Source organism: Pseudorhizobium marinum, from assembly GCF_000705355.1.
GTDB lineage: Bacteria > Pseudomonadota > Alphaproteobacteria > Rhizobiales > Rhizobiaceae > Neorhizobium > Neorhizobium pelagicum.
In genome coordinates this window covers 1-26,921 of sequence record NZ_JMQK01000035.1, presented here as the reverse complement: position 1 = coordinate 26,921, position 26,921 = coordinate 1, and the positions used below count along the sequence as shown (strand labels likewise).

Here is a 26,921-nt window from a genome sequence, read left to right as displayed (position 1 = left end):
GATTGTCGGTTCTACCGCCATCAGATCGCCTACGCGGTCGGGCGAACAACGGACGTCTCCCACGGCAACAGCAACCCGCAGTTCTTGGCATACCAGACAGCTGACGCGTGACCGCCAGACAGTGCTACACTTTCAGGACTGGACGCCATCAAACGCCGTATTAAGATGGGTTTCTTTGGGAGGTATTCATGTCTTCCGACGGCTATGACAGCTTTTGTCCCGTGGCCAAAGCTTGCGAGATTATCGAACCGCGCTGGACACTGCTGATCCTCTGTGAATTGTCGCATGGCGCCACGCGCTTCAACGAGATCCGCCGCGGCGTTCCCGGTATATCTCCTACTCTCCTGTCGAAACGCCTGAAGGAAATGGAACACCACGGCTTGGTTCGTCGGATCAAATGCGATGCGGGTGAGCCCGGCTACGCCACGACCCCCATGGCCGACGAATTGAAGCCCGTGGTGCAGGCTTTAGGCAAATGGGCGCATCGCAATATCGACAAGGAAGTTTCGCTCAACAAACTCGATGCGCGTCTGTTGATGTGGAACGTGCGCCAGAAGATCGATACCTGCGCCTTTCCGCGTGGCACGACGACGGTCATCCAGTTCACCTATCCGGAACTGATCGAGAGCGAGCGGCACTATTGGCTTGTGGCCCGTCCGGGCCAGCCCGTCGATCTCTGCCTTCTCGATCCAGGCCACGACGTCGATCTGTTCATCAGGGCCGATCTGAAGGCGATGACTTCGGCCTGGATGGGATGGTCAACTCTGCGCAGTGAAATCGATGCAAACTCTATCGTCTTGATCGGAGACCGCAAGCTGATTGCCACGCTGGATACATAGATGGTGCGTAGCAGCTACGCCGCTGCAACGGAGCACCAGTCCCAGCCAGAGCCACCGCTTCACACTCTGTATCGGCGCGCTCCATTTTCAGCACTATCTGGCGGGTCGAGCCAGTGATCTGTTGGTCTCGTTCAAACCACGAAAGGAGACCCCGATGGATGCCAATCTGACCAACGATCTCGTTCCCAACGCCAACAAGGCGCTCTGGGAAAAGGGCGACTTCACGCGTATTGCCGCTGCGATGCGCGAGAGCGGTGAGGTCCTCGTTAGATCGCTCGGCATCGAAAATGGCATAAGGATGCTCGACCTCGGTTGCGGGGACGGCACGACGGCGATACCCGCAGCGCAGGCCGGCGCGAATGTTGTGGGCGTGGACATCGCCCGCAATCTTGTCGCCGCCGGCAATGACCGTGCCAAGACCCTGCAGCTTTCCAACATTCGCTTCGAAGAGGGTGACGCGAGCGATCTGGTCAACCTCGAAGACGGGGGATTTGACGTCGTCGTCTCGATCTTCGGCGCCATGTTCGCACCCAGGCCCGGCGATGTCGCGAAAGAAATGGTGCGCGTAACCAAGCCCGGCGGCAGGATCGTCATGGGCAACTGGATCCCCGGCGACCCAACCCTCGTGGCGCAGATACTCACGATCAGCTCTGCCTATTCACCGCCGCCGCCGGAAGGCTTCGTCAGTCCTATGACCTGGGGCGTGGAAGCCCATGTGATCGAGCGTTTCGAAGCCGCCGGCATTCCTCCTGATAACATCACCTGTGAGAAAGATACTTACACATTCAACTACCCGGGCCCGGCGACGAATTTCCTCGGTCAGTTCCGCGATTTCTATGGTCCGACCATGAATGCCTTCGAGGCGGCGGCCAAGACTGGAAAAGGCGAGCAATTGCAAAGTGAGCTTGATCTGCTGTTCAACCGCCAGAATCAGGCCAAGACCAATGACGCCACGACGATCCCCGCCTCGTTCTTGCGGGTCACCGTTCAGGTTCCGTAGTGTTCTGACGCCTCGTCCGATCGGCGCGGGCCAGGCAGTTCCACTGCGGATCAGACCAAGCCTTCCACGCGGCTGAAGCCCGAGATCCCACCGTCCCCTTTTCACCCCCATTCAGATCATCCTCGCTGATTGGACGAGTGACCGCTTCCAGGGAGTTCGCCCGCAGGGTTGAATGATCTGATTGGGGGCGGGAGGTCCAGTTTACCTCCGCTGTGGGGCCGTGACTGGAACATCAGGTCTCGGCAGCCATTCAGGACCAAGCTGCCGTGGATGCCGCGTTCCTCCTCTGTCGCCCTTCGACGTGGCGACCTCCGCGTCCGCTGTTATTCGGCGGCGAGGGACGACGCGGCAATCTGTGGAGGGGAAAACTGCATCTTGACGAAGGCACGGTAGGCGAGCACCTGGTTTGCGAGCCGCTGGGGGTCCTTGAGGACCTTGGCCATGATGATGCCGCCGTCGATGATGCACGACAGCATCTCGGCCATCACGCCGAGTTCGATCGGTTCGCGCGGCGGATAGATCGTCGCGATGGCTTGGAGATAGCCGCGGAAGCGGTTGTTCCATCGCTCGAGCGACTGCCGGTTGAGCTCGACCACCTCTCGGTCGAACAGGCGCTCTTGGTAGCAAATCGAGGCGACCAGGCAGCCGGGATGGCCACCCGGCAGGTCGTCGAGGAGATGGGCAAGCATCTTCAGCCCGACGAGGAAGGCCTGCAAAGGATCATCGGTCAGGTCGGCGGCGCGGCCGAAAATGTCGTCGAAGATGCGCTCGTCGGCATCGACGTAGCGGCGCAGCATGGCGCGTGCCAGTTCGTTCTTGTCGCGGAAATGGTAGAAGAAGCCGCTCTTGGTGATGCCGGTCTCGGCGATCAGCTCCTCGATCGAGGTCGCGCCGAAGCCCTTGGCGAGCACCGAAGCCTCCGCCACTTCCAAAATGCGTTCACGCGTCGCCTCACCCTTGCGCATGAAGCCCTCCGAAAACTGTACTTACGGTACTTCACGAGGTGCTTCACGGCCTTCACGAAGAAGACCGACCTCGGCGCCGTCGATACCTTGCTGCGACGGTGCGGAATGCTAAAGGTTGCAGGGTTGATCAGAGCGATACGCGCATTTACGCACGCCCTCCCGTAGTGCCGGCCGAGTGGACTTGAGTGACAGCTGGATCCGGATTTCCTGTTAAGGATGCTATTCGTGACCACTGTCGTCCGGCATGCGAACGTCAGAGGAGGGTGCGCCAACGTCGACAACGAGGCCACAGGTCAAAGTTGACAAGGTAAGGAATTCTCCTTACTCTGGCTTCTGATGACTTATGGAGGCCCACTATGGGAGCGATACTCAAAGAAGACAGCGCCATCACTGCCAAGGGACAGACCACCATACCGAAGTCGGTTCGGCAGGCGTTGGATGTGGACTACGGCGGACGCATTACTTTTGTCGTTGATGAGCAGCGTCGTGTCTATGTCCAAAAGGCAGACGTTGAAGAAGCCGGTGATCCCGTGATTGACAGTTTCCTCGAATTTCTCGCGAGGGATATGGAAAAACATCCTGAGAAATCCATTCGGCCCTTTCCGAAGTCCTTGCTTGACAGGGCACTTGCCCTCACGGCAGGCATGACGGTCGATCTTGATGCCGAGATCGAAGGGGACATTTCGATCTGACATGCTGACGATCAATGGCTGGACTGTCCTCTCACACCCTCTTTTTCTCGATCAGTGGGAAAAGCTGATCGAGGCGGTCGAGGCGCTGCAGACGAAGAAACCGGAGAACTATCAGAAATCTGCCGAGGCTAAGCTGCTCGCGACCTTGGTTCATCTCGTGACCATCGCGGTCCCGTCTGACCCGACAGCAGCGATCTATCGCCAAGGCTCCACCCTTGGTGATGTTCGCAGGCACTGGTTTCGCGCTAAGTTCGGCAACGGCCGTTTCCGGCTCTTCTTCCGCTATAATAGCGCTAGCAAGGTTATCATCTTCGCCTGGGTAAACGACGAGCACAGCTTGCGAAGTTACGGCTCCAAAACGGACGCCTACAATGTCTTCAAGGGGATGCTGGACAACGGCGCCCCCCCTGATGACTGGGACGCGCTGCACAAGCAGGCTTCTGACCCTAATGCTGCTGCAAGGCTGGCAAGAATTACTCGCTCTTGTTGACGACAGGCATGTCGGCGGACCGCCTTGCGGGATGAGGAGCGGCGGTCCGGCGATGGCCACTGGAGACAATTAACACGGAATGCTCGCACCCGAGGCACCGATGATGATGGCAGCAAAATCGTGGCGGAAGTCCAGTAAGGGCAGGACGTTCGGAACTGTTCAGACCACCGAACTAGCTCTGTTCCACTTGGCGCCCAGGCATACCAGTTCCAGCCGATGCGGGTGGTTCATCACCGCCCGCATCTGCTGCAAGACCGACCCTCACGAGGCCTGCTTTTGCTGATCTTTCATAAACGCAATGTCGCCCACGACGCGAACGCGGACCCGGCGCGCGTCGCCGGGCAGGTAAGCGATCGGAATATCTTCCGTATCAAGTGTCACGAGAGACTTCGGATCGGCGCCTGCCTGGACGGCGCGCTCGCGAGCGACCCTGTCTGCTTCGGCAATCGCCTTGTCGCGTGACATGCCCGAGAAGACCTGGTCAACTTCCCCCGACACTTGTGCCATTGCTGCGCCAAGGGCATTGGCGACCCCCGCATGTTCCACACGAAGAACCTCAGCGGCGCCTTTGAGAGTTTCCGGAATCAGGAAGGCACCGCCCCCCACGGCAATGAGCTTCACGCCGTCCGCCGACGTCTTCATTCGGTCGACCCCATCCTCCACCATCACGGCGATCCGCTTCAGAAGATCAGCAACGAAATCACGGTCGAGATGCTTGACACGATCCCGGTCGCCAATCTCGACAAGACCGGCAGCAACAGCAACGTCGGTGGTGGTCAGGGTGCTGCCACCGAAGACCAGCGCCTCTTGCGTGATGCGATAGCCGACCGAGCGAGGGCCGATTTTGCGGGTCTGAGGATCAATGATGGTGCCGCCGCCAAGTGCCATGGGAAGCAGGTCCGGCATCCGGAACAGCGTGCGGACACCGCCGATCTCGACCACGTTGTTGGCCTCGCGTGGAAAGCCCCCGACAAGGCAGCCGACATCAGAGGTGGTGCCGCCGACATCGATAACCATGGCTTCCTTGAGCCCGGTCAAGAACGCTGCACCCCGCATTGAGTTGGTGGGGCCGGAGGCGAAGCTGTAGACCGGGTTCGCTGCGGCGACATCGGCCAGCACCACCGTGCCGTCGTTCTGGGTGAGGTAGAAGGGTGCGTCGATTCCGGCCTTGCGAAGCGCGTTTTTGAAGGCCTCGACGGTCGTGTGTCCGAGGCCTTGAAGTGCAGCGTTCAGCAGCGTCACATTCTCGCGCTCCAGCAGGCCGATGCGGCCCAGCGTGTGAGACAGGGTGATGCGCGCGTTCGGAATAACCGAGCGGATGATTTCGGCGGCTTCCAGCTCACCCTCGGCCGTCAGCGGAGAAAACAGCGCGGTGATGCCGATGGCGTCGATCCCGGCGTCCCTGATCTTCATCGCCGCATCGCGGATCTCGCCGCGCGCCAGCGGGACGAGGGGCTGGCCATCATACTCATGGCCACCGTGCACCATATAGGACAGCGGATTGACAGCCTCGCGAAGATCATCCGGCCAGTCGACCATCGGGGGCAGGGATGCTCCCGCCGGCATGGCAATCCGGATCGCTGCAACGCGTTCGAGGCGCGCACGCTCGACCACCGCATTGGTGAAATGCGTGGTGCCGATCATCACGGCATCGACCGGACTGGCACCGGGAGGCTGCGCCTTGACCACGTGGCCAATCGCGTTGACCACCCCCTGCATCACATCTGCGGTCGTGGGAAACTTGATAGCGGCGACAACCGTCTCGCCATCGATGAGCACGGCATCCGTATTCGTGCCGCCAACGTCAATTCCAATTCGCTTCATGCTGCAAACACCGATTTGAAGTCCAGGTCATATCCGAAGGCGCGAGGACCGACGTGCTCCAGGCCCTTCGGCGTGGTCAGCACGCCCGGCGCCGGAAGGGCAACCACAGTGACGCGTTGGCCATAGCGCACCGTTTCCGTGCCGATCGCTTCACCCGAAATCGTGTCGAGCAAGCAGATCAGGTCAGGCGTCATGGCGATCGGCTGGCCGTCGCGGAAAGCCACGGCCCACTCGTTCTGGAATGCCAGCTCAACCGCGGAGCCACGATCTGCGTCCAGACCATCGATCTGGGCGGCGCCACGCAGAAAGCCGCCGGTCGTCGTGCGGTCGACATCCGAGATCTTGCCTTTGAAGAGCACTTTCCCCTTCTCATGGGCAAGAACAGCATCGATTGGATCGCTATGGGCAGCGCGTGCCTCCAACACCGCGCGGCCGAGGCTGGTGGCCTTGGTGACGGTGTGGAGTACGCCCCATTCCTTGACTTCCTTGCCGGTTCGCGGGGCCTTGCAGGTCGCCGAGGTGGAGCCGACTTCGGTGCAGATTTTGCGGGAAATACGCTCCATCCACTTCCAGGATGCGGCCTTGGCGACAATCGCCTCGTTGTCGCGGCAGTCGACCAGCGTCAGAGGATACATCGGCAGATCGCCGATCGCGAAGCTCGTCATCTGGGCTTCGGGATAGGCGCGTCCCATGGCATCGGCGTCGATCACGGGAATGTCCAGCATGGCACCGGCCAGGAAGGGCGACAGGGCGTTGCCACCGCCGATTTCGACGCTCATGACGGCGCGAAACTTGCGGCCGGTAAACTCCTCCATCAGTTGCATTGCCCTGGCGAGGTGAGCTGGATCGACAAGACGTTCCTGCCCCACCAGCGGAGCGCCCATCTTGGAGACGACCGCCACGGCATCGTCGTCGTCGAGCGCCAGCGGGTCCATCAGCTTGACGCGCTTGCCGTCCTTGTAGAGTTTTTTCAGATTGAGCTGGGCCAGATAGGGGCTGCCGCCGCCGCCGGTTCCGAGGATCCAGGCGCCCACCGCGAGCGGATCAATCTCGCTCTCATCGAAATCACGGATCATATTACCCTCCGAGGAATGTGCTACAACCTAGCCACGCGCCGGGAGCGCTGCCTATAGGGGACTGCCCCTATAATGGCCTTGCCTTGTTTTTGGGCGGCGTTACAACTGCTTGTGCAAGTGATTGAAAGGACAGTGACCTGGGCACGAACACCAGCACATTCACACCGGCTCAGGCCGCGCCGAGCCCCAGCGATGCGCGCCACAGAGTGATGTTTCTGAGCGTCGGGCAGTCGCCACGCGCCGACATCATCGACGAGATGCTGGAAAGCCTGGACCTGCCGATCGTGCCTGTCGAAATTGGTGCCCTCGACGGCCTGTCGTCGGCGCAGATCGCCGATCTGAAGGTTCGCCCCGGTGAAGCAAGCATTGTCACCCGGCTGGCGGACGGGAGTGACGTTGTCATTTCCAAGCCGCGCATCGCTGAGCGCATGGCCGCGATCGCCGCAGGGTTTCACCGCAACGAGTTCGATCTCGTGGTCATCCTGTCAACCGGGCTGTTTCGAGACTTCGAGAGCACATGTCCAATGGTCAACGCCCAGCGCGCGATGGAATCGACGGTGATTTCGCTTGCGGCGCAGGGGGCAGCCGTCGGGCTGGTGCAACCGCTTGCCCAACAGATCAACGAGCTGGACATCCCCGCACTGGCCTCCTACCGGGTGACTGCAAGCTATGCCGCCGATGGTGACAAGGCGCTGCTTGCGAATGCCCTTCTGGATCTGGCAGACTGCGAAATCATCGTGCTCAACTCGGTCAGTTTCACCGATGCGGATCGGCAGATGGTCGCAAAGGCGAGCGGCAAGCCCGTTGTCCTGGCGCGCCGCATCATAGCCAGCGCCATCCGACTTCTGCTGCACGGCACGCACCCTGCTACGGCGCCGGGGGTTTCGACGGAATTCACTGAGAAGCTGCAGCGACTGACACCGCGCGAACGCCAGGTCCTGTCGCTGGTGGCCGAGGGCCTCTCCAATAAAGCCATTGCACGGCAGCTTGGCATCAGCCCCAAGACGGTGGAAATCCATCGCTCCAACGTGATGAGCAAGATGGAGGTCAGTTCCTCCAATACGCTCATCCGCATGGTCGTGGCCGCTGGTCACCCGTAAGCAGATTTTTATCGTTGGCGCAATTTTCAGCATGGTTTTGACGGCAGCCGCGTAATTTGCCTAAAACGCGCGCTGGGGTCCGGGTTGGTTTTCTTTCAAGATAGGGGGACAACCCTATAGAGGATGCGCTGTGTCGGGCAGTACGCTCAGTCGGTATCGAGCCCGTACAAGGACGTCCGACCGCATGCCAGTTCCTTTCAAGATCGCATTCGTGACCATTGGTCAGTCGCCGCGCACTGATATTGTCCCGGAGATGATGGCGGATATCAGCCTGGGTCTTCCCGAAGGCAGTGTCGACGTCGAGGAGTTCGGGGTGCTCGATGGGATGAGCCCCGACGAACTGGATGCCATACGCGCAAGCGACGGGGAACATTCCTTTGCAACGCGTATGGCCAACGGCGCCGAGATCGTCACCTCGACGCTGCGTACGGAAGCCAGGCTCAACCTGCTTCTGGAGCGCGTCGACCAGCAGGGGTTCGATCTCATCGTCCTCCTGTGCACCGGCACCAAGATCGAACCACTGAAGAAGACGCTGGTCGTCGAGGCGCAACGAATCGTCGACTCGACCGTCGATGCGCTTGCCGTCTCGGCCCGGCAACTGGGCGTCATTCTGCCCCTGGAGCGCCAGGTGAAGGATTTTGCCGAACGCCACGTCTTTCCCGGCAGCCCACGGCTCGTCGCCGCATCCCCCTATGCGGGCGACGATATGGCTGACCGAGCCCGCAGCCTCGATGGCTGTGATCTCGTCGTCATGCATTGCATGGGCTACTCGAAGGAGATGCTCGATGCCGTTCGCGAGACCGTCGATGCGCCCGTGCTTCTTTCGCGCCGCCTCGTCGCCGGTGTCGTGCGCCAAATGATCTAGTTGGAAATCACCATCAAAAAAGAGAGGGAACCAAATGCTCAATATCATGATCAGGAAGATCGCATTGGCGGGGCTGCTTGCTTCGACCGTCCTTGCTGCCCCGGCCGGTGCCTTCGAGCGGACCGACGACGGCACGATCATCGTCTTTGGCGGACGCCAGGCCATTCCGGTTCTCGACCCCCACGTGCGCTACGACTGGTCAACGCGCATGATCCAGCAGGCCGTCTACGACGCACTCGTCAAATATGAAGGCGACCCGGCGGAGGTGAAGCCTTGGCTGGCGGAGAGCTGGGAGACCAGCGAAGACGGAAAGACCTGGACATTCCATCTGGTCAAAGATGCCAAGTTCCACAACGGCGACCCGGTGACAGCCGAGGCGGTTCGCTACTCGTTCGAACGGGGGCTGAAGCTCAACAAGGGCGTCGCCTGGATGCTGAAGGACTTCCTTGCACCGGAGGGCGTGAGCGTCGTCGACGAACACACCGTCAAGTTTGAACTGAAGGCGCCCTACGCTCCGTTTCTCTCCTTCCTGCCGTGGTGGTTCGTCGTGAACCCGCAGCAGGTCATGGCCAATGAGGTCGATGGCGACTACGGCCAGAAGTGGCTGACCGACAACGCAGCAGGCTCTGGACCTTTCAAGCTCGGCCGCTGGGAGCCGAATGTTCTCTATGAGGTCGAGGCCGTGTCCGACTACTGGAAAGGCTGGCCGCAGGGAGACAATCGTCCCGCCGGGGTGATCTACCGCCTGATCCGGGAGCCGGCGGCCCAAAAGGCAGCCCTGCAGCGCGGCGAGGCCGACATCGTCGAGGGACTGACCTCGGACGACTATGTGCAGATCGAAAAGGTCCCCGGCATCGTCATCCAGGATCACAAGGGGATGACGACCTTTGGGATCAAGTTCAACACCCAGAAAGGACCGACCGCAGACATCAACCTGCGCAAGGCGATCGCCTATGCGATGGATTACGACGCGCTGATCGGCATCTACAACGGTGCTGCCTCGCTGGAAACCAGCCCCTTGCCCGATTCCATGAAAGGTCACATCGCCGTGGAGGGTATTCCGCGCCAGGACCTTGCCAAGGCCAAGGAATATCTTGCGAAATCCGCCTATCCGGATGGCGGGATCACGCTGGACTACGTCCACGTTGCCGGCCTCGAGGAAGCCAGACGCATTGGTCTTGTGCTGCTCGACAATCTGAAAGAGCTCAACATCGGCGTCAACATCAAGCCGGAGCAGTGGCCGAACATGGTGGCCGCCGGCTCGAGCGTGGAGACCTCGCCCAACATGACCTCCGTCTACACCACACCGATCTCGACGGATCCGGATGCGGTCGCCTACCAGTACCACAAGAATAGCTGGGGTCAGTACTACGCGATGGCCTACTACGACAATCCGCAGGTTTCGGAGATGATCGACAAGGCCCGCGGCTCGACAAGCTGGGAGGAACGTGCGGCACTTTACGCCGACATCCAAAAGCAGATCGTTGCCGACCAGCCGGAAGTCTTCGGCATGCTGCAGAACCGCCGCTGGGCGCACCAGGACTATCTGCAGGGCTTCAGCTTCAGCCCGGTGCGCTTCACCGGCGAGGTCGACCTCTATCCCTTGTGGATCAAGGAAGAATAGGACCGGTTGGCGTCGTCCGGGAGGCGGCCTGTCCGCCTCCCTTTTCCTCTAGCCCGGAACCAAGATGCTCTCATTTACTGTGCGAAAGCTCCTGACGGTGGTCGGCACGATGCTCGGCATCGCAGTCCTGACCTTCGTCATCACCAACGTCGCTCCCGGCGATCCCGCGCGATTGGTGGCAGGTCCCAATGCCACCGAGGACATGGTGGAGACCATTCGCTCCGAGTATGGCCTCGACCAGCCGATGGTCACGCAGTTCGCGATCTACATGAAGGATCTCGTCAGCGGCGATCTTGGCACCTCCATCGTCTCCACGCGCCCGGTGCTGGACGATCTCCTGCGTTATGCTCCAGCCACGATCGAACTGGTGCTGGTTGCCATGACCCTGGGGGTCATCGTGGGGGTTCCGCTCGGCATGCTTTCCGCGGTGTACAAGGACGGTCCGGTCGACCATTTCACCCGCATTCTTTCCATTTCCGGTGTCGCGATCCCGGCCTTCTGGCTGGGGATCCTGCTGCAGCTCTATTTTTCGGTCGACCTCGGTTGGCTGCCTGTTTCAGGTCGCCTGCCACTGGTGACACGTCCGCCAGAGATGATCACGGGTTCGCTGTTGATCGACTCGCTGCTTGCCGGCAATCTGAAGACCTTCAACACGGCCTTATCCCACATGATCCTGCCGGCCGTCGTCTTGAGCTTCCCCTGTCTTGCATCGATCCTGCGTGTCAACCGCGCTGAAATGATTGAAGTGCTGCAATCCGATTTCATCGTGGCGGCACGGGCTCACGGTATCTCGTCGCGCCGCATCGTCGTCATCTATGCGCTGAAAAACGCGCTCTTGCCGACGCTTGCGATGATCGGTCTTCGGTTTGGCTGGATGCTCGGTTCAACCGTGCTGGTCGAGACCGTCTTCGACTGGCCCGGCATCGGTCTTTATGCCGTCTCGTCGGCGCTGGCCTCGGACTTCAAGCCGGTCATCGGCGTGACACTTCTGATCGGCTTCTTCTTCATCATCGCCAACACCCTGGTTGACCTTGCCTATGCCTGGATCGATCCCCGTCTCCGGAGGGCCTGATGTCCAATCTTGAACAGACGGCAGGCCAACCGCTCGCCTTTCGTGAACGCCATGCCAGTCAGCTGCGCCAGTTGCGGCTCTATTCGCAGATGTTTCGGGGCAGTTTTTCCTCGATGCTGGGTCTGACGCTTGTCGTCATCTTCCTGATGCTGGCGGCCATCGGCCCCTATATCGTGCCCTTTCCCGACGATATCCGCGGGGCCGTGCACATGGGCAGCCGTCTTCTGCCGCCGAGCGCCGAGCATTGGTTCGGCACAGACGAGATGGGCGGGGATATCTTCTCCCGCGTCATTGCAGGCGCCCGCACCTCCCTGTGGATCGGCATTGTCATCACCGGGCTCGGCGCCCTTGTCGGCGTGCCGCTCGGTGTTATCGCCGGCTACAAGGGTGGCTGGATCCGCGCATGCATCATGCGCGTGACAGAACTTTTTCTTGCCGTCCCAGGCCTGGCACTGGCGTTGGCCATCGTTGCCTCGCTTGGTCCCGGCCTCACCAACTGCATGATTGCCCTGGCGATCGTCTGGTGGCCTGGCTACGTGCGCCTTGTCGAGGCGAAGACGCTGTCGATCAAGGAAGAGCTCTTCGTTGAATCGGCCCGCTCCATCGGGGCCAGGACGCCATGGATTCTCTGGCACCACATTCTACCCAACTGCATGTCGCCGATCATCGTGAAGATGAGCATGGATATGGGCATGGCGATCCTGGCTGCCGCCGGCCTCGGCTTCATCGGACTGGGGGCGCCGCCGCCGGCACCCGAATGGGGTGCTATGGTCTCGGTTGCGCGCTCCTACATGCCTGACTGGTGGTGGTATTCCTTCTTCCCCGGTGCTGCAATTTTCCTGACCGTACTCGGCTTCAACCTGCTTGGAGACGGACTGCGTGACATCCTCGATCCCCGGAGCCGCACCCGATGAGCGCACCGCTTCTCGACATCAAGGACTACACGCTCGACATTGCCACATTCGATGGTCCTGTTCATGTTCTCAAGGGGATCAACCTCAGCGTCAACCGCGGTGATACCTTGGGCATCGTTGGTGAGAGCGGCTCAGGCAAGACCGTCCTCGTGCGCTCCGTGATGGGTATCGGTCCGAGCAATTCCGCAGTCGAAGGGGGACAGATTACCTTCGACGGGCAGGACATCACCCGCCTCGACCCCAAGGGGTGGGCCAGGATCCGCGGCATTCGCATCTCGATGATCTTTCAAGATCCGATGACCTATCTGAACCCGCTCTTCTCGATCGGGCAGCAAATCTCCGACGTCATGGCCGCGCATGAACGGGCAGCAGGCGAGGTGGTCTCGACGAAAGGGATCCGCCGCGCACGTACGGTGGATCTTCTTGATCAAGTGGGGTTGCCGAACCCGGCAAGCCTTTATGACCAGTATCCGCATCAACTCTCGGGCGGGATGCGCCAGCGCGTGCTGATCGCCATGGCGCTTTCGGGCAAGCCTGATCTCCTGATTGCCGACGAGCCGACGACGGCGCTGGACGTCACGGTTCAGGCACAGGTGCTCGACCTGATCAAATCGCTCGTCGACAAGCTGAACCTGACCGTCATCATGATCAGTCACGACATCGGAGCAATCGCGACGATCGCCGACCGCTGTGCGGTGATGTACAAGGGCGAGATTGTCGAGCAGGGCAAGACCGCTGACGTTCTCAGAGAACCGCAGCACGAGTACACCCGCCAGCTCCTCAGTGCGGTGCCGGACATCGAAGCGAGACCTGCTCGAACGGCGGTTGCTGCTGCTTGCCGGGAACGCCAGCCGGACGCGCCGGCGACACTGCTGGAGGCAATCAACCTCAAGAAGCTGTTCAAGACCCAGTCCGGTGGCGAATTCGCTGCCGTGAGCAGCGTCAATCTTGCGGTCGCAACCGGCGAAATCTTCGGCGTGGTGGGCGAAAGCGGATCCGGCAAGTCGACGCTTGCACGCATGTTGCTGCGGCTGATCGAGCCGACCTCCGGCGACGTTGTTTTTGCTGGTCAGACCATCACCGGGCTGACGGGAGAACCCCTGCGCCAGATCAGGCGACATATGCAGTTCGTCTTTCAAAATCCTCATTCGGCGCTCAACGGCAGGCACACGATCGGCGACGCCGTTGGCGAACCCCTGCGCATCCAGACCCAGATGAGCCGCCGTGATGTGGAGGCCAGGGTTGAAGCGCTGCTTGACATCGTGCAACTGCCCAAGCTGTTCAAGTATCGCTATCCCCACGAGCTTTCGGGCGGGCAAAAGCAGCGCGTCTGCATTGCCCGTGCCATCGCGCTCAACCCACGCCTGCTCATCCTCGACGAGCCGACCTCGGCGCTCGACATCTCTGTGCAGGCCCAGATCCTTGAGTTCCTGCAGCAGGTACGGGCGGAGTTCAACCTGACATATGTGTTCATCTCGCACGACCTGGCGGTGATCCGTCAGATCTGCGACCGGACGATCGTCATGAAGCGGGGCGAGATTGTCGAGCAGGGCAACACGGAGCAGATATTCCTGTCGCCGCGCCAGGACTATACGAAAGCTCTGATCGAAAGCGGGCGCAAGACATCACGGGCGGCTACGCTGCAAGCGTCGTGAAAGGACAAGAGGGCTGGTGTCGGTGTCGATGCCAGCGCGGTCTGCCCCCAAGAGGGAACTTCTGCGTGAACTGGTGCCGGGACAAGTTGACGTGAGGAGACTGGATCAAGCGGACGTGCGCACCAATGGCTGTTCGAGGCTTGGAACGATCCGATGGGCGTTTATCTCTGAGAGTTGCGATCGCATCGAGGTGGTCAAACCTTCGGTTACTTGGCCGTTCCATGACTACCAGTACGCCAGCATGAGCCCGAAGAAGACGAACCCTGTGTTGAGCAGTAGAAATGCCCCAAGCGCCGGGTACAGGCTCATCGTCGTCGTGTAGCGACGCCTCACCAACCCGAAGACAGCGGGTGGAATGATGACGTTGGCGAGAAGGTGCACAACTTCGATATCATAGAAGCGGCCCCAGAACCTAAAGACGCCACCCAGCAGTAGGAAAAGCCAGATCGAGACGATGAGCACGTCCAACCCTCCGGCAACCACGGCCGATGCAAGGTTCTTGGCGTAGAGGCGCTTTATCTCTGGAGCCAATAGGAGGGTAGCGATGACGATCGTGATGAAGAAGTTCGTCCAAGTCACTTTTGTGGCCTCCTGCGTCTGTCTTGGTGATCCTGAATACACAACACCTACCCATAGGCCATCTCTGACGCGATGCCGGCGCGACAAGAGGCCCGCCGAGCGGCGGCAAACGCTGGGGGACTCGCCCACGCTGCCATAGACAGCCTGTTCCTCGATCGCGGCGGCATAACCCTCGCATGACCGGGGACAGAAGAAGGCCTCAGCCACCACACCAGCAGGCGCCAGACTGGCAGCGCCACCATAAATACTCGCGCCGCGTCGGGCTGGAATCGAATAAAACGGCGTGACCATATTGCGGACGAATCAATTTCAGGTTGAATAGGCGAGTCGTACTGTAGTGATGTTGACTTCATGCCCAATGAAACGCCGTTTGCCACCGTCAGCCGCATCATGCTGGACCGCTGGCTCGCCACACGTGCAGAGAATGCCGTGGAACCGTCAGTGGTATTTGCCCCGGTCCTTGATCAACTTTCGATCAAAATGCGCCTGACTGTGTTTCGTGTGAACGGCGATGATCCGTTGCAATGGGAAATGAAGGCAATCCGGCAGTCCGGATTTACCTCAAGGGTGCTCAACATCAATCAGCTGTTTGCCGACTGCCGGATTGGTGACTTCAAGGACAGGCGCTACATGGAAGATGCCGTCATCCCGCGGCTGCGGGAAGTGGTGCGCAGCCAGCAGCCCCGGATGGAACTGGTCAAGACGAAGCTGATGGGGCTCAGCCTGGGGTATGATCGCATCTTGCTGCCACAGAAGAACAGCAAGGGGTCGGAATGGATCATTTCCTCATCCTGTGCCCGCTTCCTGCTGACGCGACCGCGCCATGACGCCAATCTTGACGTCGAGGACGAGGCGATCACGCAACTGCTGATCGAGGGCGCGACAGCCAAGGAGATTGCTGCCACCCTTGGACTTTCCCACCGCACCGTCGAGCATCGGTTGAGCCGGTTGAAAGATCGGATGGGCGCACGCAATACCGTGCATCTGGTGGCAATGCTGATGGCCACGCACCTGGACCGAAGTGCGGACTGAACGACCTTACCGGAACAGCTGCATGATCACGTCAGCACCGGTGTTGGCAATCGAAAGGGACTGGATGGCGAGCTGTTCCTGCGTCTGCAGTGCCTTGAGCCTGGTCGACTCTTCATTCATGTCGGCATCGACAAGGCGGCCGACGCCCTTGTCGATGTTGGCTGAGAGCTTGCTGACAAACTCTGTCTGCATGTCGATGCGGCCCTGCAGGGCGCCGAGCCTTGACGCTGCCGATATCGTCTTCTTCAGCATTTTCTCGACACCCATGAGATAGCTGTCGAGATCGATCGCCGGATCCGTGATGTCGACGTCGGCAAGGTCAAAGAGGACTTCATTGCCATCGACATTGGAAAACACGATCCGCGAGTTGCTTCCCTGCTCGGGATAAACGAGGGGATCGGGCCTGAAGCTTATGTACTTGGTATCGTCGTAGTAGCTGCCGGTGGAGATCTGCAGTCCGGACGAGGCCATGACATGCGCCAGGACCGCGGCATATTCCTCAGCGCTCGACACGACCCCGTTGCTGTCGCCAAGAACCGCATCGATGTCTGCCTCGGTGACGTTGTACCTTTGAACCGAACCGTTGTTCACCGTCACATCAAATGTGAATTCGTGGTTGTCGTCGAGCACGAAGCCCTCGGTGAAACTCAGGTAGGCGGTGGCATAGCGGTTGTTGGATGACGACGGGCTCGCCAGTCCAAACTCCTCGGCTCCCGGTAAGGTGCTGACAAGATTGGCGACCTTGACGCTCGAATACAACCCGTTGACGGTGTCGTCAGAGGTGATCCTGAAGTAGCCGAACGGGTAGGAGGGACTTGTCCCCCATCCTGACACGCTCACGGGTACAAGCGACCCGAACGCCTGTTCCAGCACTTTGACCATGTCGGCACCGTCTGTGATCGTATCGGTGCCGAGGGCGGCGATCACCGTCGCCTGATCAATGGTGACAGGATAGGGGGTGCCGGCATCAGGGTTCACACCATCGAGCAAAAGATCGAAGGTGATTTCCCCGCCGGCGGGCCAAGCCGTTCCGGACGACGGCATCGTGAAGAACTGCGATCCGGAGGTCGAGCCCTGGGGCGGGTAGGGTATCATACCACCATAGTCGGTCGGTTTTCCTTTTTGCAGGAGGCCGCCTCCGCTCGTATTGAAGAGCGCGACGGAAGCCAGAGCGACGTGCGTCTTCTTCACGGAGACACCTCCGTCCTCTGCTCGGACGAAAGAGGAGGTGACCGACGCAACGGCTTCTCCCAGATTGACGACGTCCGTCGAGAGCCAGTTGACGCCATTGAAGCTGCTTGCCGATGCAATGGAGACAATCTGCTGATTGAGCTGATCCAGCTCGGTCTGGATCTTTGCCTTGTCCACGCCCTCCTCGGTGGCAGCCACCAGCCGCGCCTTGAACTGCTTGAGAACATCGACGACCGATTCCATGCCGGCGTAAGCCGTATCGACCTTCGCGGCTCCCAGTCCAAGTGCGTCGGCGACAGCGCTCATCGCCATCTTGTCGGACCGCATGGTTGTCGAGATAGACCAATAGGCAGCGTTGTCGGAGGCGGTGCCGACACGAAGACCGGAGCTGACGCGCCCTTGTGTGTCTCCCAAACTGGCGGAGACGGCACGCAGGGTCTGCAGTGCAGACATGGCCGATATGTTGGTCAGAATGCTCGTCATAGGCGCTCGCTCTCATCCTCAAAGCCAGCGGAATCATCATGATGCCGTACAGGTGATGGCGACCTTTATGATTACCGAAAGGTTAACAGTCATCCCAAACCGGCAGGGTAAAAATACTGGTAGAAACACCGTTCCAACCGGTCAGGAGGCGTTGGCGCTGGTTGTCCTTGCCCCCGAAATCCGCATGCCCGGCATCGAACCCGCACCACGCGGCCGCGCTCCTTCGAATGGCAAGGGCATGAGCGGCGACGGAGTGCTGCCGGTGGCCAGGAAAGGCAGTCCCGGCAGCGTGCCTTGCCGAAGGCGCGCGTCAACGCGGGCTTGTGCAGGAGGGTCGACCTGCGCAACAGCGTCGACAGTCAAAAAAAGCCCGCCTCGAAGGCGGGCAGGTGGGGAGCACGTCATGAAGAAACGGGGAACCCTTCTGGCAGGATTTGGTTCCCGCGTCCGAGCGCTTCGCCTCACAGAGCCGGGGCACCCTCTCCTGAACCACCGGGGTGCGCCGCATCTTTCATGAGGAGGCGCGAGCGTGGTCGCAGCGATATCCTCCGGGTGCGCCCCCGTTTGCTGAGTTCGACTGGACCAGAAAGCTGCCGCTTGGGCGCCGAGCTGCGTTCGCGTCGGCCGAGCGCCTGGCTCGGCCGCTGCCTGCCGCGGCTCGTCATCGCAGGATTTCATGATCCGGTAACAGTGCCGCTTGGCCGCCCGTTAACCTCCTGTCCTTTAGAACATTCGCAGATGCAAATGGTGCGGTGTTGGTATGGGGTCGGTTTTTCGTTCACGGGTCTTCCTCTGGCTGGGCTTCCCGCTTCTGGTTTCCGTTCTGGCGGGATGTCTGGTGTTGACCGCCTTGCTGTGGGCGGCTGCCGAGAGTGATGCCCTCGCCGCCAGACGCCAGCAGGATCTCGTCAATCTGATCGTATCGAAGCTGCAGAGCGGCGTGGCCCATGATCAGGAAAGCGCCACCGTCTGGGACGACGCGGTTGTCAAGACGGGAGAGGCTGACGGGGAGTGGATGGAGACCAACCTGGGAAGCTGGATGAGCTCCTATTTCGGTCATGACGCGCTTTTCGTCCTGGATCCTGACGGGACCGCCTTCTACCACTATCTCGCCGACGGGGCCGATGCCATCGACCTCGCCCCATATCAACGGGCCTATGCGCCGCTCGTTGCGCGGCTGCGGGCGCGACTGCTGGCCGGCGACGAAACCGGGGTGACGGACCAGGTCCTGACGATCGGCGAAAGCGACCTGGCTGTGATCGGCACCCGGCCAGCGATTGTCAGCGTCAAGCCGATCGTGTCTGACAGCGGTGAGATCGTGCAGAAGGTTGGGCGCGAGAACCTCCATGTCGCCTTCCGCTTTCTCGACGGCAGTTTTGCCGCCATCACCGAAAGCGACTATCAACTGACCGGCCTGCACTTCTCATGGGCGCCTGCGCCCACGGGCGCTCAGGGGCAGGTGCCGCTGAGCACCCGCGGCGGCACCGTGATCGGCTATCTCACCTGGCAACCGTTTCAACCGGGAACCACCGTGCTGCAGGCGACCGTGCCGGCCATGGTGGTCGCCCTCATCGGCGTGTTTGCAGCCTTTGCCGCACTCGGCGGGCTTTTGTCGCGCCGGTCGGCGCGGCTGGCCGCCAGCCGGCAGGAGCTGCAACATCTGGCGCACCACGACGGCCTGACCGGGCTTTTGAACCGCGCCGGTTTTAGCGCCACGCTCAGCGAGCGCCTCGCCGCCTCGTCGGTGGACGAGCACCACGCGGTGCTGTTTCTCGATCTCGACCGTTTCAAGCAGGTCAACGATACCTTCGGGCATCCCGTCGGGGACGGACTGATGGTCCAGGTGGCGGAGCGGCTGCGGCGCCTGCTGGGCCCCGTTGCGATCGGCCGCATCGGCGGCGACGAGTTCACGGTGCTGCTGCGCGATGTCATGGAGGAGCAGATTGCTGCGACATGCACCGAGCTGGTGGCCAGTCTGGCCGAGCCCTTCGAAGTTGATGGCATCCTGGTCCAGATCGGTGTCAGCGTCGGGGCCGTGCCGGTTTGCGGCGCCGCCGACGCAACGGAAATCATCCGCCAGGCCGATATCGCGCTCTATCATGCCAAGGCGGCCGGGCGCGGCCGCTTTGCCATCTTCGGCCGTCATATGGACGAGGTGCTGCAGGCCCGCCGGGAGATGGAGCGCGATCTGCGCGCGGCGGTGGAAAACAGGAAAGAGATCGAAACCGTCTATCAGCCGGTCTATGATGCCGACACTGGGCAGCTTTCCGGTGTCGAGGCCCTGGCCCGCTGGCGCCATCCGCAAAAGGGCGTGATCGGACCCGACGTCTTCATCCCGCTGGCGGAAGAACTGGGGCTGATCCAGCCTCTCGGTCAGATCGTGCTGCACAACGCCTGCGAGACCGTTGCTCGCTACGACGGCCTGAAGCTCGCCATCAACGCCTCGCTTCTGGAGCTGCATGCGGCCTCCTACCCGATACACATCCTCTCGACGCTGGCGCAGTTCCAGATCAATCCGCAGCGTCTTGAAATCGAGATCACGGAAAGCCAGAAGCTGGACGGCAGCCGTATCAGCGAACGAACGATCGGGGTGCTGCGGCAGGCCGGCGTGCGCTTCGCCATCGACGACTTCGGTGCCGGCTATTCGTCCTTCGGCCGGCTGCAGGATCTCCATGTCGACCGCATCAAGATCGACAAGTCGTTCATCGATGCCTTGGGCCAGACCGGTAGCGGCGCGGTGATCGAGGCGATGATCTCGATGGCGCATGCCAAGGGCCTGCAGACCACCGCCGAAGGGGTCGAGACCGAGGAGCAGAGCAGGCTGTTGCGCCTGGCCGGATGCGACCAGCTGCAGGGCTATCTGCTGTCGCGGCCACTGGCCGACGAGGCGCTGCACCGGCTGCTTGCGGGCGGGTCGGTTGTCGCCGTCGCCTGAACCAGGCGCCCTGGGGGGAGGCGAAGATGCCGGGCACGAGCCCCGGGCCTGCCTTCAGGTCCGGTCGTCCAGGACACCCGGTTAGGACCAAAGTCTGAGGCATTCGCGGGATTGGTCTGATCGGTCGATTGCTCCGGAACGTCGGGGCGGCTGGCAGCTTTTGTCCGCGTAACATCAAGATGGAGGCCATCATGGACAACAGCGTTTATCAGGCACGGTGGATACTGCTGCCATTGCTGGGCTGCTTTATCGGCGTCGTCGGGCTCGGCGCCCTGGCGGCCGGCTGAACCACCCACCTAATCCCTGCGCCCCCCGTCCCTTCTGGCGTAGAGACTTCCCGCCGACCATCCCGGTCGGCGGGCTTTTTCGTGCCGCATCGGCAGGTATCGCTGCGCTCAATCCAGTCCGCCCGTCTCGCGGAGATCCCGTCAGTGCCGGCGCAACGGACCGGGGTGTGCGCACGACAATGGCCTGTGGCACGGTTGCGATAACGCCCCCCAAGTGTCCTCACCCTGATCCGTGGCCTTCGCGGTTAGATGCCGGTTTCCTCTCTTGGCTTTGCCAATGCCTGCTGCAGGCGCGGGCTCATCGGCTGATGCAAGGTGATGTTGCTGGGCGGGATCGGCTCCTCGAACCAGCGTCGATAGAGGTCTGCCATCTTCGGGTCGCGGTAGATCTGCGCCAGCGCCGCATTGACGGCATCCTTGAACGGATCGTCGCCGAGCCGCATCATGAAACCGTAGGGTTGCAACGCAGCCACCAGTTCCCTCGACAGCGAGAAATCCTGCGGCTGCCGGCTGGCGGCGATCATGGCGCTCAGCAGCACGTCGTCCATGGCGAAGGCGGACACCTGCCCACCCTCGACCAGATCGAAGGCCGCCTGCAGCCCGTCGGCCGGAACGACCGACAGATTGAGCGCCCTGTCGCGGTTGAGCTCGTTGATCTGCCCGACATTGACGGTGCCGAGCGCGACGCTGACGCTGCGGCCGCGCAGGTCGTCAACCGTCTGCAGGCCGTGCCGGGTCAGGGAGACGTAGCGGGTCGATGCATAGAAGTGGCTGAGCGCGAAGGCGGCGCTGCGGCGGCGCTCGGCGGTGTTGGTGCTGGCATTGCACTCGATGTCGATGATGCCGTCGTTGAGCAACTGGACGCGATTGCGCGGCGTGCGGTGGACATAGTCGATCTGCAGGCTGGCAAGCCCCAGCTGCTTTCGCAGTGTCTCCGACACCTGCCGGCATAGGTCGATCGAATATCCGACCACCTGCCCGTCGGGCAGCCGGTAGGAGAAGGGTGCGGTGTCGCCGTAGCCGATGCGGATGCGGCCGGTGTCGCGAATGCGCTCCAGCGTCGAGACCGCCTTCTCCGCGTCGGCACCGATGCCGGCAGCCAGGGCGTGGGTGACACCGAAGATCACGGCGACTGACGCGAGCGTGCGTGAAAGGATCTTGAGCATGAGCGGCATCATGGTCTCCTTCTAGTGCTGATAGGCTTTCGGGTTGTCGAACACGGCCTGAAGCTCTGCGGAAATCGGAAGGTTGAGGTTCTGGCCGTCCGGCGGGATCGGTGCATTGAACCACTTGTCGTAGATCTCGATAATTTCGCCGCTGGTATAGACCGCCTCAAGCGCTGCGTCGACGACGGCGCGAAAGGCCGCGTCGTCCTTCGGCAACAGGATCCCGTAAGGTTCTGGTGGACCGAAGGTCTCGGTGGAAATGGTGTAGGCCTGCGGATCCGCCGAGGAGGCCACCAGTGCGGCCAGAAGAATGCCGTCCATCACGAAGGCGGAGGCCCGGTCGGCTTCGACCAGGGCGAAGGCCTGGCTATGGGCCTTGGCCAGCATCACGGAAATATTGAGGCTCTTGGCGCGATTGAGCGCCTGCAACTGCTCGATGTTGACGGTGCCGGTGGTCGAGGCGACCGAGCGTCCGGCGAGTGACTGGATGGTCTGAAGGCCGTCCTTCTTCTTCGACACGAAACGGGTGGCGGTGATGAAATGCGGATAGGAAAAATCGACCAGCTTGCGCCGTTCCGGCGTGTTGGTGGTGGTTGTGCATTCCAGATCGACGGCGCCGGATTTGACCAGCACGAAGCGGGTCGCGGCGGAGGAGGGGACATAGGCCACCCTCAGCTCGTCGAGTCCAAGCTCGACCCTGATCCTTTCGGCGATGCGCTGGCAAAGCTCCGTCGAGTAGCCGATAACGGTGCCATCGGGGCCGCGGTAGGAGAAGGGCACGGCGTCCTCGCGGTGTCCGATCGTCACCGTCTTGGTTTGCGCGATCCTGGCCAGGGTCCCCTCGGCCGCAATGGCCGGCGCTGCATGGCAGGTGAGAAGTGTCGCCGCCGCAAGGCCGATGATCCGGTGTCGCGCACCCCGGCACCTTAAAAACCCATACCGTCTGTTTTCCATCTGCTGGCTCCTAGCCGGTTGCACTGGATAATGGTGTCGCAAGCTCGCCGGGCGCCAAGAGCGGCTGCGGCCGCCCGAAGTAATAGCCCTGGGCATATCCGCAGCCCGTCTGCCGCAGAAACGCCAGCTGTCCGTCATGCTCGATCCCTTCGGCGGTGATGCTCAGCCCCAGCTTGGCGGTCAGCTCGATGAGGCTGGTGACCAGTGCCTGCTGGTCGCCATTGCTGTCGAGGTCGGTGACGAAGCTGCGGTCGATCTTGATGCCGTGGATGGGCAGTTGCAGGAGGTGGGAAAGGGTCGAGTGTCCGGTCCCGAAGTCGTCGAGGGACAGACGCACGCCAAGCGCATGCAGCTGAGCGACGGCCGAGCGGGCCGCGTCGCTGGTGAGCGCCATGCTTTCGGTCAGCTCGATTTCCAGCCGGGACGGCGCCAGTCCGCTGTCGAGCAGGGCATGTTTGACCTGATCGACGAAGCTTTCCTGATGCAGCTGCGCCGCCGAAACATTGACCGCCATGGCCAGATGCTGCGGCAGTCGGGCTGCCGTCCGGCAGGCTTCCTCGATGACCCATTGACCGATCTGGATGATCTGGCCACCGTCCTCGGCCAGTGCGATGAAGTCGGCCGGCATGATCAGCCCCAGTTCGTGGTGCTGCCAGCGCAGCAGCGCCTCGTAGCCTACCAGCGCGCCATCTGCGACGGCGACGATCGGCTGATAGTGCAGCCGCAGCTCGTCGCGTTCCACAGCAAGCTCGAGGTCGCGCTCCAGGGCGTAGCGATTGGCGCCCGCCATGACCATGCCCTCCTTGTAGAGCCGATAGGTACCGCGGCCTGCCGATTTGGCGGCGTAGAGGGCGATATCGGCGCTCTTCAGGAGGGCAGGGGCAGCGGCGTCCTGGCGCGGCGCCTTGGCGATGCCGACGCTTGCGCCGATCGAAACCTGGTGGCCGAGGACGTTAAAGGGCGTCGCAATCGCCTGCACCAGCGCCTTGGCTAGTTGGCTTGCCTCCAGGATCGGGTCCTGCCTGACGCGCTGGATCAGCGCGAACTCGTCGCCGCCGAGCCGGGCGACCAGGTCGTGCGGCCCGCGAAGGAGCGCCATCCGTTCGGCTGCGGCCACCAGCAGCGCATCACCGACCGCATGGCCGAGGTTGTCATTGACCGGCTTGAAGCGATCGAGGTCGAGCAGCAGCAGATTGACCTGCGAACCGCCCTTGGCCAGCGCCTCCAGCGCCTCGCCAAGCTGCCGGTTGAAATAGGCGCGGTTGGGCAGGCCGGTGAGGGGATCGTGATGGGCAAGATGCTCGAGCTGCTTGGCCGTCTCCCTGACCTGGCGAAGCGTTTCGCGCTCGACGACGGCGGCGCGCAGGGCCTCGATGGCGACGGCAAAGCGGCCGATTTCGTCCGACCGATCCTGAAACGGAGTCGGCGCGCTGGTGTCGTCCTCGGCAATGCGCGTCAGCGCCGCCATCAGTTCCGGCAGAGGTCTGAACACCTTGCGGACCAGAAGCGTGACGAGGAGGCCGGTGACCAGCAGGATGGCGATCAGGACCACGAAGGCGTTCAGCAGCAGGTTGCGCTGGTAGTGCATCAGATCATCGGCGCGGCCGATGCTGGCGACCAGTAGGCCGATTGGCTGGCCGGACGGCGTGACGACAGGGAGGGACGCGACATAGTGACGGGTGCCGCCGATCCTGGCAAAGCCGTGGAAGAAGTGATCACCTTGAGGCTCGCCCGGCCAATCGAGTACCTCGCCGGCGGCGCCCTCGGTGGCATTGGTGAGACTGACGAACGATCCGTCTGCGGCATGCTGGAACAGCCAGATCTCGTTCTTGGTCTGGGCCGCTGCCAGTGCGAGCACATCGGCAGGGTTGAACCCGGTGTCGAGCACCGACTGGTCGTCGCCGAGCGGCCGCTCGCTGACGATGCGCAGGATCTGTCCCGAGGCATCGGTTTCGACGGCGACGAAGGTGTAGATGGTGCGGACCGTGGAGCTGGCGATCTGGGCATTCATCTCCGCCTGTCGCTGCCACTGCGCCTGTGAATTGCCGCGCAGCATCAGCCAGCCGGCCGAGGCGCCGACGCAATAGGCAATGGTGATGGCAAAGATGAGGAACAGCGTCGTCTTGCTGAACAGGGAGCGGTGCCAGCCAGGCCTGTGCGGGCGCCGGCGGTTTGCCTGAGCCTCCCCAAGCTCGACGATTTGCACGCTGGCATCCATTCGCCCGTCCCCTTGTCCCCGACCCGGACTATCAGCAGAGGCTTAACTATCCGTTTGAAGCGGCATTTCACCCACGTCTAATCGGCCGATCGGCGACAGAAGTTCATCTGGTGGTTAACCGATCGTCAGGCCCCAAGCGTAAAGATTGCGCGATGACGCCAACGAAGAGACCGTGGCTCATAGGCGCTCGAGGTCGGCGGGATCTGGTTGGGAACAGCATAGGCCGCTCCAGGAGGCCGGTTCTGCCGTCTGATTGCGAGAAGGGTATCGTTTCCGTGCTCTAGGGGTCGACCCCTCTCGCGGGATTGGTTTCAATTGGCAAACTAAATTCTATGCTTTCAATCCAAGATTTCGAGGCCCCATGTAGTCTATTTGCCAGAGGAACGAGGGTGGTGCCCGTTCCTCTGGCAGCCTCGGACGGTTAAGGTGTGGGAGGTGATGAAGTTAAAGGGGCGCTGAAGAGACAACCACTCTGCGATTATCACCTTGCGCCGGGCCAAATTGTTCCGTCTCGCCTTCGCCCACCGTGAGAACGCGGTCGCGAGAAACACCTGCACTGACGAGATAGTCAGCGACAACCTCAGCGCGCTGGGAGGCCAGCCGTTTGTTCGCCGCCTCTGAACCAACGGTGCTGCTGTATCCCACCACCGTTATCTGGCAATTCTTCTGTTCCGAAACCACTGCTAGAACTACCCGCTGAGCATCGTTGATCGTTGCGAGACCATTCGAATATCCTGTCACCGAGACGGTCAGGGCTTCGCACTCGGCGTCCTGGGAAGAGGAAAGCTCCGGTTCCTTTGCGGGTTGAGCAGCAAACCACCCGCCAGAAGGAGCCTCGGCTACAGCCAGATCTGAATTGCCAAATAGACGACCGTCAGAAAGCCCGGAATCCTCCCCTTGTCGCATAACGCGAAAATCAGTGGACTCAAGATGAACACTGGCCACTGTCGCAGAGACGACAACAAGGTTGCGGTCGCCCACCCCCTCCTCGTATGCGTCGTTGGTCATGCGCACCGAAACCTGACTGGCGTCGCTCAGTTGCTCATCGGGCACCTGAAATGTGAACTCTGCGTACTTCCCTGGCTCCGGAATAGGATCAACAGTGCCGTTTCCTACCACCTCCTGACCGACCAAAACCTCAAATGCAGGGCCACCATTTAGTTCTGTGCCAGTCAGACGTAACCTAAGATCAGCCGCACCTGCCGAACCGCCGATGGCAAATGCAACGGCACACAATGCTAATAATTTCACCATCATATTCTCCTACATAATCTCCTGACCTAGCCTAAGGCAGCATCATAGTACGCGATGGTCAACCCCACCCAGACGCTCCAATCAGTGTTGAAGATATATGAGGTGCTGTAATTCATCATCACGATGAGGCCTAGGACTACGTCCATAAATTCTTAACAGACAAGAATATCGGCAATGGAAGCGTAAGTAGAGAACATCTTGCGAACGGCTGGTCTGATGGTTGCGGGAGTTTTAGGTCTCACAATACGTTTTGAACTTGACCTCGCCGCCGTCGCCTCGAAGGCGGACGCGTTAAGAAAGCCCTTGCTGTCAATGTGCGAGGCGCCTAAGCAGTTGGCAACACCGTCGCAGCAGGGCCGAATGCGTCAGCTTAAACTGTTCTCCATGTCTTTTGCCTGCCTGCTCGCAGCGCTCGCCAGCGTATCGCTTCTGCTCCAGGAAATCCGGGTGCTGTTTCAGCCGCAACGCGCCGAGGCCGGGTTCTACGACCACATCGTTTCGGGCAACTTGCAGTATGCCCCTTCCAGCTATTCCCGGAAACTGGTGCTCGGCGACTGCAGCTTCGCCCTCCTCAACATTGCCCGTGCCGGCGGGGCCGAACAGCAATCGGCCCTGGCGCGGAGTTGCGAGCAGATCAGCCAAGAGATCGCGAGCGCAATGCCGACCAATTCGCAGGCCTGGTATGTCAACGCTCTCTCCCATGCAC

The 26,921-nt window shown here is 61.2% G+C and carries 21 protein-coding genes and 2 pseudogenes; 13 read left to right on the top strand and 10 right to left on the bottom strand.

The genetic code is table 11. The features are described from left to right. Window positions 1–188 precede the first annotated feature (188 nt). Together EO99_RS0124265 and EO99_RS0124260 are read left to right on the top strand one after the other, a co-directional pair. Window positions 189–839 carry a winged helix-turn-helix transcriptional regulator gene (locus EO99_RS0124265; RefSeq protein ID WP_029621141.1) on the top strand — a complete coding sequence of 217 codons (651 nt, stop codon included), beginning with the start codon at window positions 189–191 and terminating at the stop codon, window positions 837–839. A 154-nt stretch (window positions 840–993) separates the two neighbouring features. After that, on the top strand, window positions 994–1,839 hold the full coding sequence (locus EO99_RS0124260; RefSeq protein ID WP_029621140.1) for a class I SAM-dependent methyltransferase: 846 nt from the start codon (window positions 994–996) through the stop codon (window positions 1,837–1,839). A 323-nt stretch (window positions 1,840–2,162) separates the two neighbouring features. Here the strand turns inward: EO99_RS0124260 and EO99_RS0124255 are convergent, their stop codons facing one another. Beyond that, on the bottom strand, window positions 2,163–2,804 hold the full coding sequence (locus tag EO99_RS0124255; RefSeq protein WP_029621139.1) for a TetR/AcrR family transcriptional regulator: 642 nt from the start codon (window positions 2,802–2,804) through the stop codon (window positions 2,163–2,165). Between the two features lie 356 nt (window positions 2,805–3,160). Here EO99_RS0124255 and EO99_RS0124250 point away from each other — a divergent pair, with 356 nt between their 5' ends. Together EO99_RS0124250 and EO99_RS0124245 are read left to right on the top strand one after the other, a co-directional pair. Next, complete coding sequence (locus EO99_RS0124250) at window positions 3,161–3,496, top strand: type II toxin-antitoxin system PrlF family antitoxin (protein WP_029621138.1); 336 nt, start codon at window positions 3,161–3,163, stop codon at window positions 3,494–3,496. A 1-nt stretch (window position 3,497) separates the two neighbouring features. Next, window positions 3,498–3,986, top strand: coding sequence for a type II toxin-antitoxin system YhaV family toxin (locus EO99_RS0124245; protein WP_029621137.1), 489 nt, complete (start codon window positions 3,498–3,500; stop codon window positions 3,984–3,986). A 261-nt stretch (window positions 3,987–4,247) separates the two neighbouring features. Here EO99_RS0124245 and EO99_RS0124240 read toward each other — a convergent pair whose 3' ends face one another. Together EO99_RS0124240 and EO99_RS0124235 are read right to left on the bottom strand one after the other, a co-directional pair. Then, window positions 4,248–5,810 (bottom strand): hydantoinase/oxoprolinase N-terminal domain-containing protein, encoded by a 1,563-nt coding sequence (locus EO99_RS0124240; protein WP_029621136.1) that lies wholly within the window; start codon window positions 5,808–5,810, stop codon window positions 4,248–4,250. Next, complete coding sequence (locus EO99_RS0124235) at window positions 5,807–6,886, bottom strand: DUF917 domain-containing protein (RefSeq protein WP_029621135.1); 1,080 nt, start codon at window positions 6,884–6,886, stop codon at window positions 5,807–5,809. Before EO99_RS0124235 ends, EO99_RS0124240 begins: the two co-directional genes overlap by 4 nt. A gap of 209 nt (window positions 6,887–7,095) precedes the next feature. Here EO99_RS0124235 and EO99_RS28385 point away from each other — a divergent pair, with 209 nt between their 5' ends. From EO99_RS28385 to EO99_RS0124205, 6 genes are all read left to right on the top strand, one after another. Beyond that, on the top strand, window positions 7,096–7,986 hold the full coding sequence (locus EO99_RS28385; RefSeq protein WP_029621134.1) for an AroM family protein: 891 nt from the start codon (window positions 7,096–7,098) through the stop codon (window positions 7,984–7,986). A gap of 184 nt (window positions 7,987–8,170) precedes the next feature. Then, on the top strand, window positions 8,171–8,851 hold the full coding sequence (locus EO99_RS0124225; RefSeq protein WP_029621133.1) for an AroM family protein: 681 nt from the start codon (window positions 8,171–8,173) through the stop codon (window positions 8,849–8,851). A 34-nt stretch (window positions 8,852–8,885) separates the two neighbouring features. Then, window positions 8,886–10,475, top strand: coding sequence for an ABC transporter substrate-binding protein (locus EO99_RS0124220; RefSeq protein WP_029621132.1), 1,590 nt, complete (start codon window positions 8,886–8,888; stop codon window positions 10,473–10,475). A 64-nt stretch (window positions 10,476–10,539) separates the two neighbouring features. Then, a complete protein-coding gene (locus EO99_RS0124215; protein ID WP_029621131.1) occupies window positions 10,540–11,547 on the top strand; it encodes an ABC transporter permease in 1,008 nt (335 codons plus the stop codon). Next, a complete protein-coding gene (locus EO99_RS0124210; protein ID WP_029621130.1) occupies window positions 11,547–12,461 on the top strand; it encodes an ABC transporter permease in 915 nt (304 codons plus the stop codon). The genes EO99_RS0124215 and EO99_RS0124210 overlap by 1 nt, the downstream gene beginning before the upstream one ends. After that, window positions 12,458–14,116 (top strand): ABC transporter ATP-binding protein, encoded by a 1,659-nt coding sequence (locus EO99_RS0124205; RefSeq protein ID WP_029621129.1) that lies wholly within the window; start codon window positions 12,458–12,460, stop codon window positions 14,114–14,116. Before EO99_RS0124210 ends, EO99_RS0124205 begins: the two co-directional genes overlap by 4 nt. 225 nt (window positions 14,117–14,341) lie before the next feature. On the opposite strand, the gene EO99_RS0124200 is transcribed toward EO99_RS0124205, so the two are convergent. Further along, window positions 14,342–14,695 carry a hypothetical protein gene (locus EO99_RS0124200; protein ID WP_029621128.1) on the bottom strand — a complete coding sequence of 118 codons (354 nt, stop codon included), beginning with the start codon at window positions 14,693–14,695 and terminating at the stop codon, window positions 14,342–14,344. A gap of 390 nt (window positions 14,696–15,085) precedes the next feature. Here EO99_RS0124200 and EO99_RS0124195 point away from each other — a divergent pair, with 390 nt between their 5' ends. Further along, on the top strand, window positions 15,086–15,727 hold the full coding sequence (locus EO99_RS0124195) for a helix-turn-helix transcriptional regulator (RefSeq protein ID WP_235776921.1): 642 nt from the start codon (window positions 15,086–15,088) through the stop codon (window positions 15,725–15,727). A gap of 6 nt (window positions 15,728–15,733) precedes the next feature. Here the strand turns inward: EO99_RS0124195 and EO99_RS28605 are convergent. Together EO99_RS28605 and EO99_RS28600 are read right to left on the bottom strand one after the other, a co-directional pair. Further along, window positions 15,734–16,045, bottom strand: a pseudogene (locus EO99_RS28605) (flagellin); the annotation flags it as partial. An 801-nt stretch (window positions 16,046–16,846) separates the two neighbouring features. Next, window positions 16,847–17,401, bottom strand: a pseudogene (locus tag EO99_RS28600) (flagellin N-terminal helical domain-containing protein); the annotation flags it as partial. A gap of 760 nt (window positions 17,402–18,161) precedes the next feature. On the opposite strand from EO99_RS28600, the gene EO99_RS0124185 reads away from it, so the two are divergent. Then, window positions 18,162–20,336, top strand: coding sequence for a putative bifunctional diguanylate cyclase/phosphodiesterase (locus EO99_RS0124185; RefSeq protein ID WP_029621125.1), 2,175 nt, complete (start codon window positions 18,162–18,164; stop codon window positions 20,334–20,336). A gap of 532 nt (window positions 20,337–20,868) precedes the next feature. Here the strand turns inward: EO99_RS0124185 and EO99_RS0124175 are convergent. The 4 genes from EO99_RS0124175 to EO99_RS26480 form a co-directional block, all read right to left on the bottom strand. After that, a complete protein-coding gene (locus EO99_RS0124175) occupies window positions 20,869–21,798 on the bottom strand; it encodes an amino acid ABC transporter substrate-binding protein (RefSeq protein WP_210165105.1) in 930 nt (309 codons plus the stop codon). A gap of 12 nt (window positions 21,799–21,810) precedes the next feature. Next, window positions 21,811–22,743 carry an amino acid ABC transporter substrate-binding protein gene (locus EO99_RS0124170; protein ID WP_156035002.1) on the bottom strand — a complete coding sequence of 311 codons (933 nt, stop codon included), beginning with the start codon at window positions 22,741–22,743 and terminating at the stop codon, window positions 21,811–21,813. Window positions 22,744–22,753: 10 nt separating this feature from the next. After that, window positions 22,754–24,961 (bottom strand): putative bifunctional diguanylate cyclase/phosphodiesterase, encoded by a 2,208-nt coding sequence (locus tag EO99_RS0124165; RefSeq protein WP_051680067.1) that lies wholly within the window; start codon window positions 24,959–24,961, stop codon window positions 22,754–22,756. Between the two features lie 444 nt (window positions 24,962–25,405). Continuing rightward, window positions 25,406–26,215, bottom strand: coding sequence for an OmpA family protein (locus EO99_RS26480; protein ID WP_051680066.1), 810 nt, complete (start codon window positions 26,213–26,215; stop codon window positions 25,406–25,408). Window positions 26,216–26,431: 216 nt separating this feature from the next. On the opposite strand from EO99_RS26480, the gene EO99_RS26090 reads away from it, so the two are divergent. After that, window positions 26,432–26,921 (top strand): hypothetical protein (locus EO99_RS26090; protein WP_037112895.1); only part of this gene is annotated, 490 nt, incomplete at its 3' end.

Excerpts from the sequence above, each read along its gene's own strand:
- EO99_RS0124265 (WP_029621141.1), top strand. The coding sequence starts at position 189 with ATGTCTTCCGACGGCTATGACAGCTTTTGTCCCGTGGCCAAAGCTTGC.
- EO99_RS0124260 (WP_029621140.1), top strand. The coding sequence starts at position 994 with ATGGATGCCAATCTGACCAACGATCTCGTTCCCAACGCCAACAAGGCG.
- EO99_RS0124255 (WP_029621139.1), bottom strand. The coding sequence starts at position 2,804 with ATGCGCAAGGGTGAGGCGACGCGTGAACGCATTTTGGAAGTGGCGGAG.
- EO99_RS0124250 (WP_029621138.1), top strand. The coding sequence starts at position 3,161 with ATGGGAGCGATACTCAAAGAAGACAGCGCCATCACTGCCAAGGGACAG.
- EO99_RS0124245 (WP_029621137.1), top strand. The coding sequence starts at position 3,498 with ATGCTGACGATCAATGGCTGGACTGTCCTCTCACACCCTCTTTTTCTC.
- EO99_RS0124240 (WP_029621136.1), bottom strand. The coding sequence starts at position 5,810 with ATGAAGCGAATTGGAATTGACGTTGGCGGCACGAATACGGATGCCGTG.
- EO99_RS0124235 (WP_029621135.1), bottom strand. The coding sequence starts at position 6,886 with ATGATCCGTGATTTCGATGAGAGCGAGATTGATCCGCTCGCGGTGGGC.
- EO99_RS28385 (WP_029621134.1), top strand. The coding sequence starts at position 7,096 with ATGTTTCTGAGCGTCGGGCAGTCGCCACGCGCCGACATCATCGACGAG.
- EO99_RS0124225 (WP_029621133.1), top strand. The coding sequence starts at position 8,171 with ATGCCAGTTCCTTTCAAGATCGCATTCGTGACCATTGGTCAGTCGCCG.
- EO99_RS0124220 (WP_029621132.1), top strand. The coding sequence starts at position 8,886 with ATGCTCAATATCATGATCAGGAAGATCGCATTGGCGGGGCTGCTTGCT.
- EO99_RS0124215 (WP_029621131.1), top strand. The coding sequence starts at position 10,540 with ATGCTCTCATTTACTGTGCGAAAGCTCCTGACGGTGGTCGGCACGATG.
- EO99_RS0124210 (WP_029621130.1), top strand. The coding sequence starts at position 11,547 with ATGTCCAATCTTGAACAGACGGCAGGCCAACCGCTCGCCTTTCGTGAA.
- EO99_RS0124205 (WP_029621129.1), top strand. The coding sequence starts at position 12,458 with ATGAGCGCACCGCTTCTCGACATCAAGGACTACACGCTCGACATTGCC.
- EO99_RS0124195 (WP_235776921.1), top strand. The coding sequence starts at position 15,086 with ATGCTGGACCGCTGGCTCGCCACACGTGCAGAGAATGCCGTGGAACCG.
- EO99_RS0124185 (WP_029621125.1), top strand. The coding sequence starts at position 18,162 with ATGGGGTCGGTTTTTCGTTCACGGGTCTTCCTCTGGCTGGGCTTCCCG.
- EO99_RS0124175 (WP_210165105.1), bottom strand. The coding sequence starts at position 21,798 with ATGCCGCTCATGCTCAAGATCCTTTCACGCACGCTCGCGTCAGTCGCC.
- EO99_RS0124170 (WP_156035002.1), bottom strand. The coding sequence starts at position 22,743 with ATGGAAAACAGACGGTATGGGTTTTTAAGGTGCCGGGGTGCGCGACAC.
- EO99_RS0124165 (WP_051680067.1), bottom strand. The coding sequence starts at position 24,961 with ATGGATGCCAGCGTGCAAATCGTCGAGCTTGGGGAGGCTCAGGCAAAC.
- EO99_RS26480 (WP_051680066.1), bottom strand. The coding sequence starts at position 26,215 with ATGGTGAAATTATTAGCATTGTGTGCCGTTGCATTTGCCATCGGCGGT.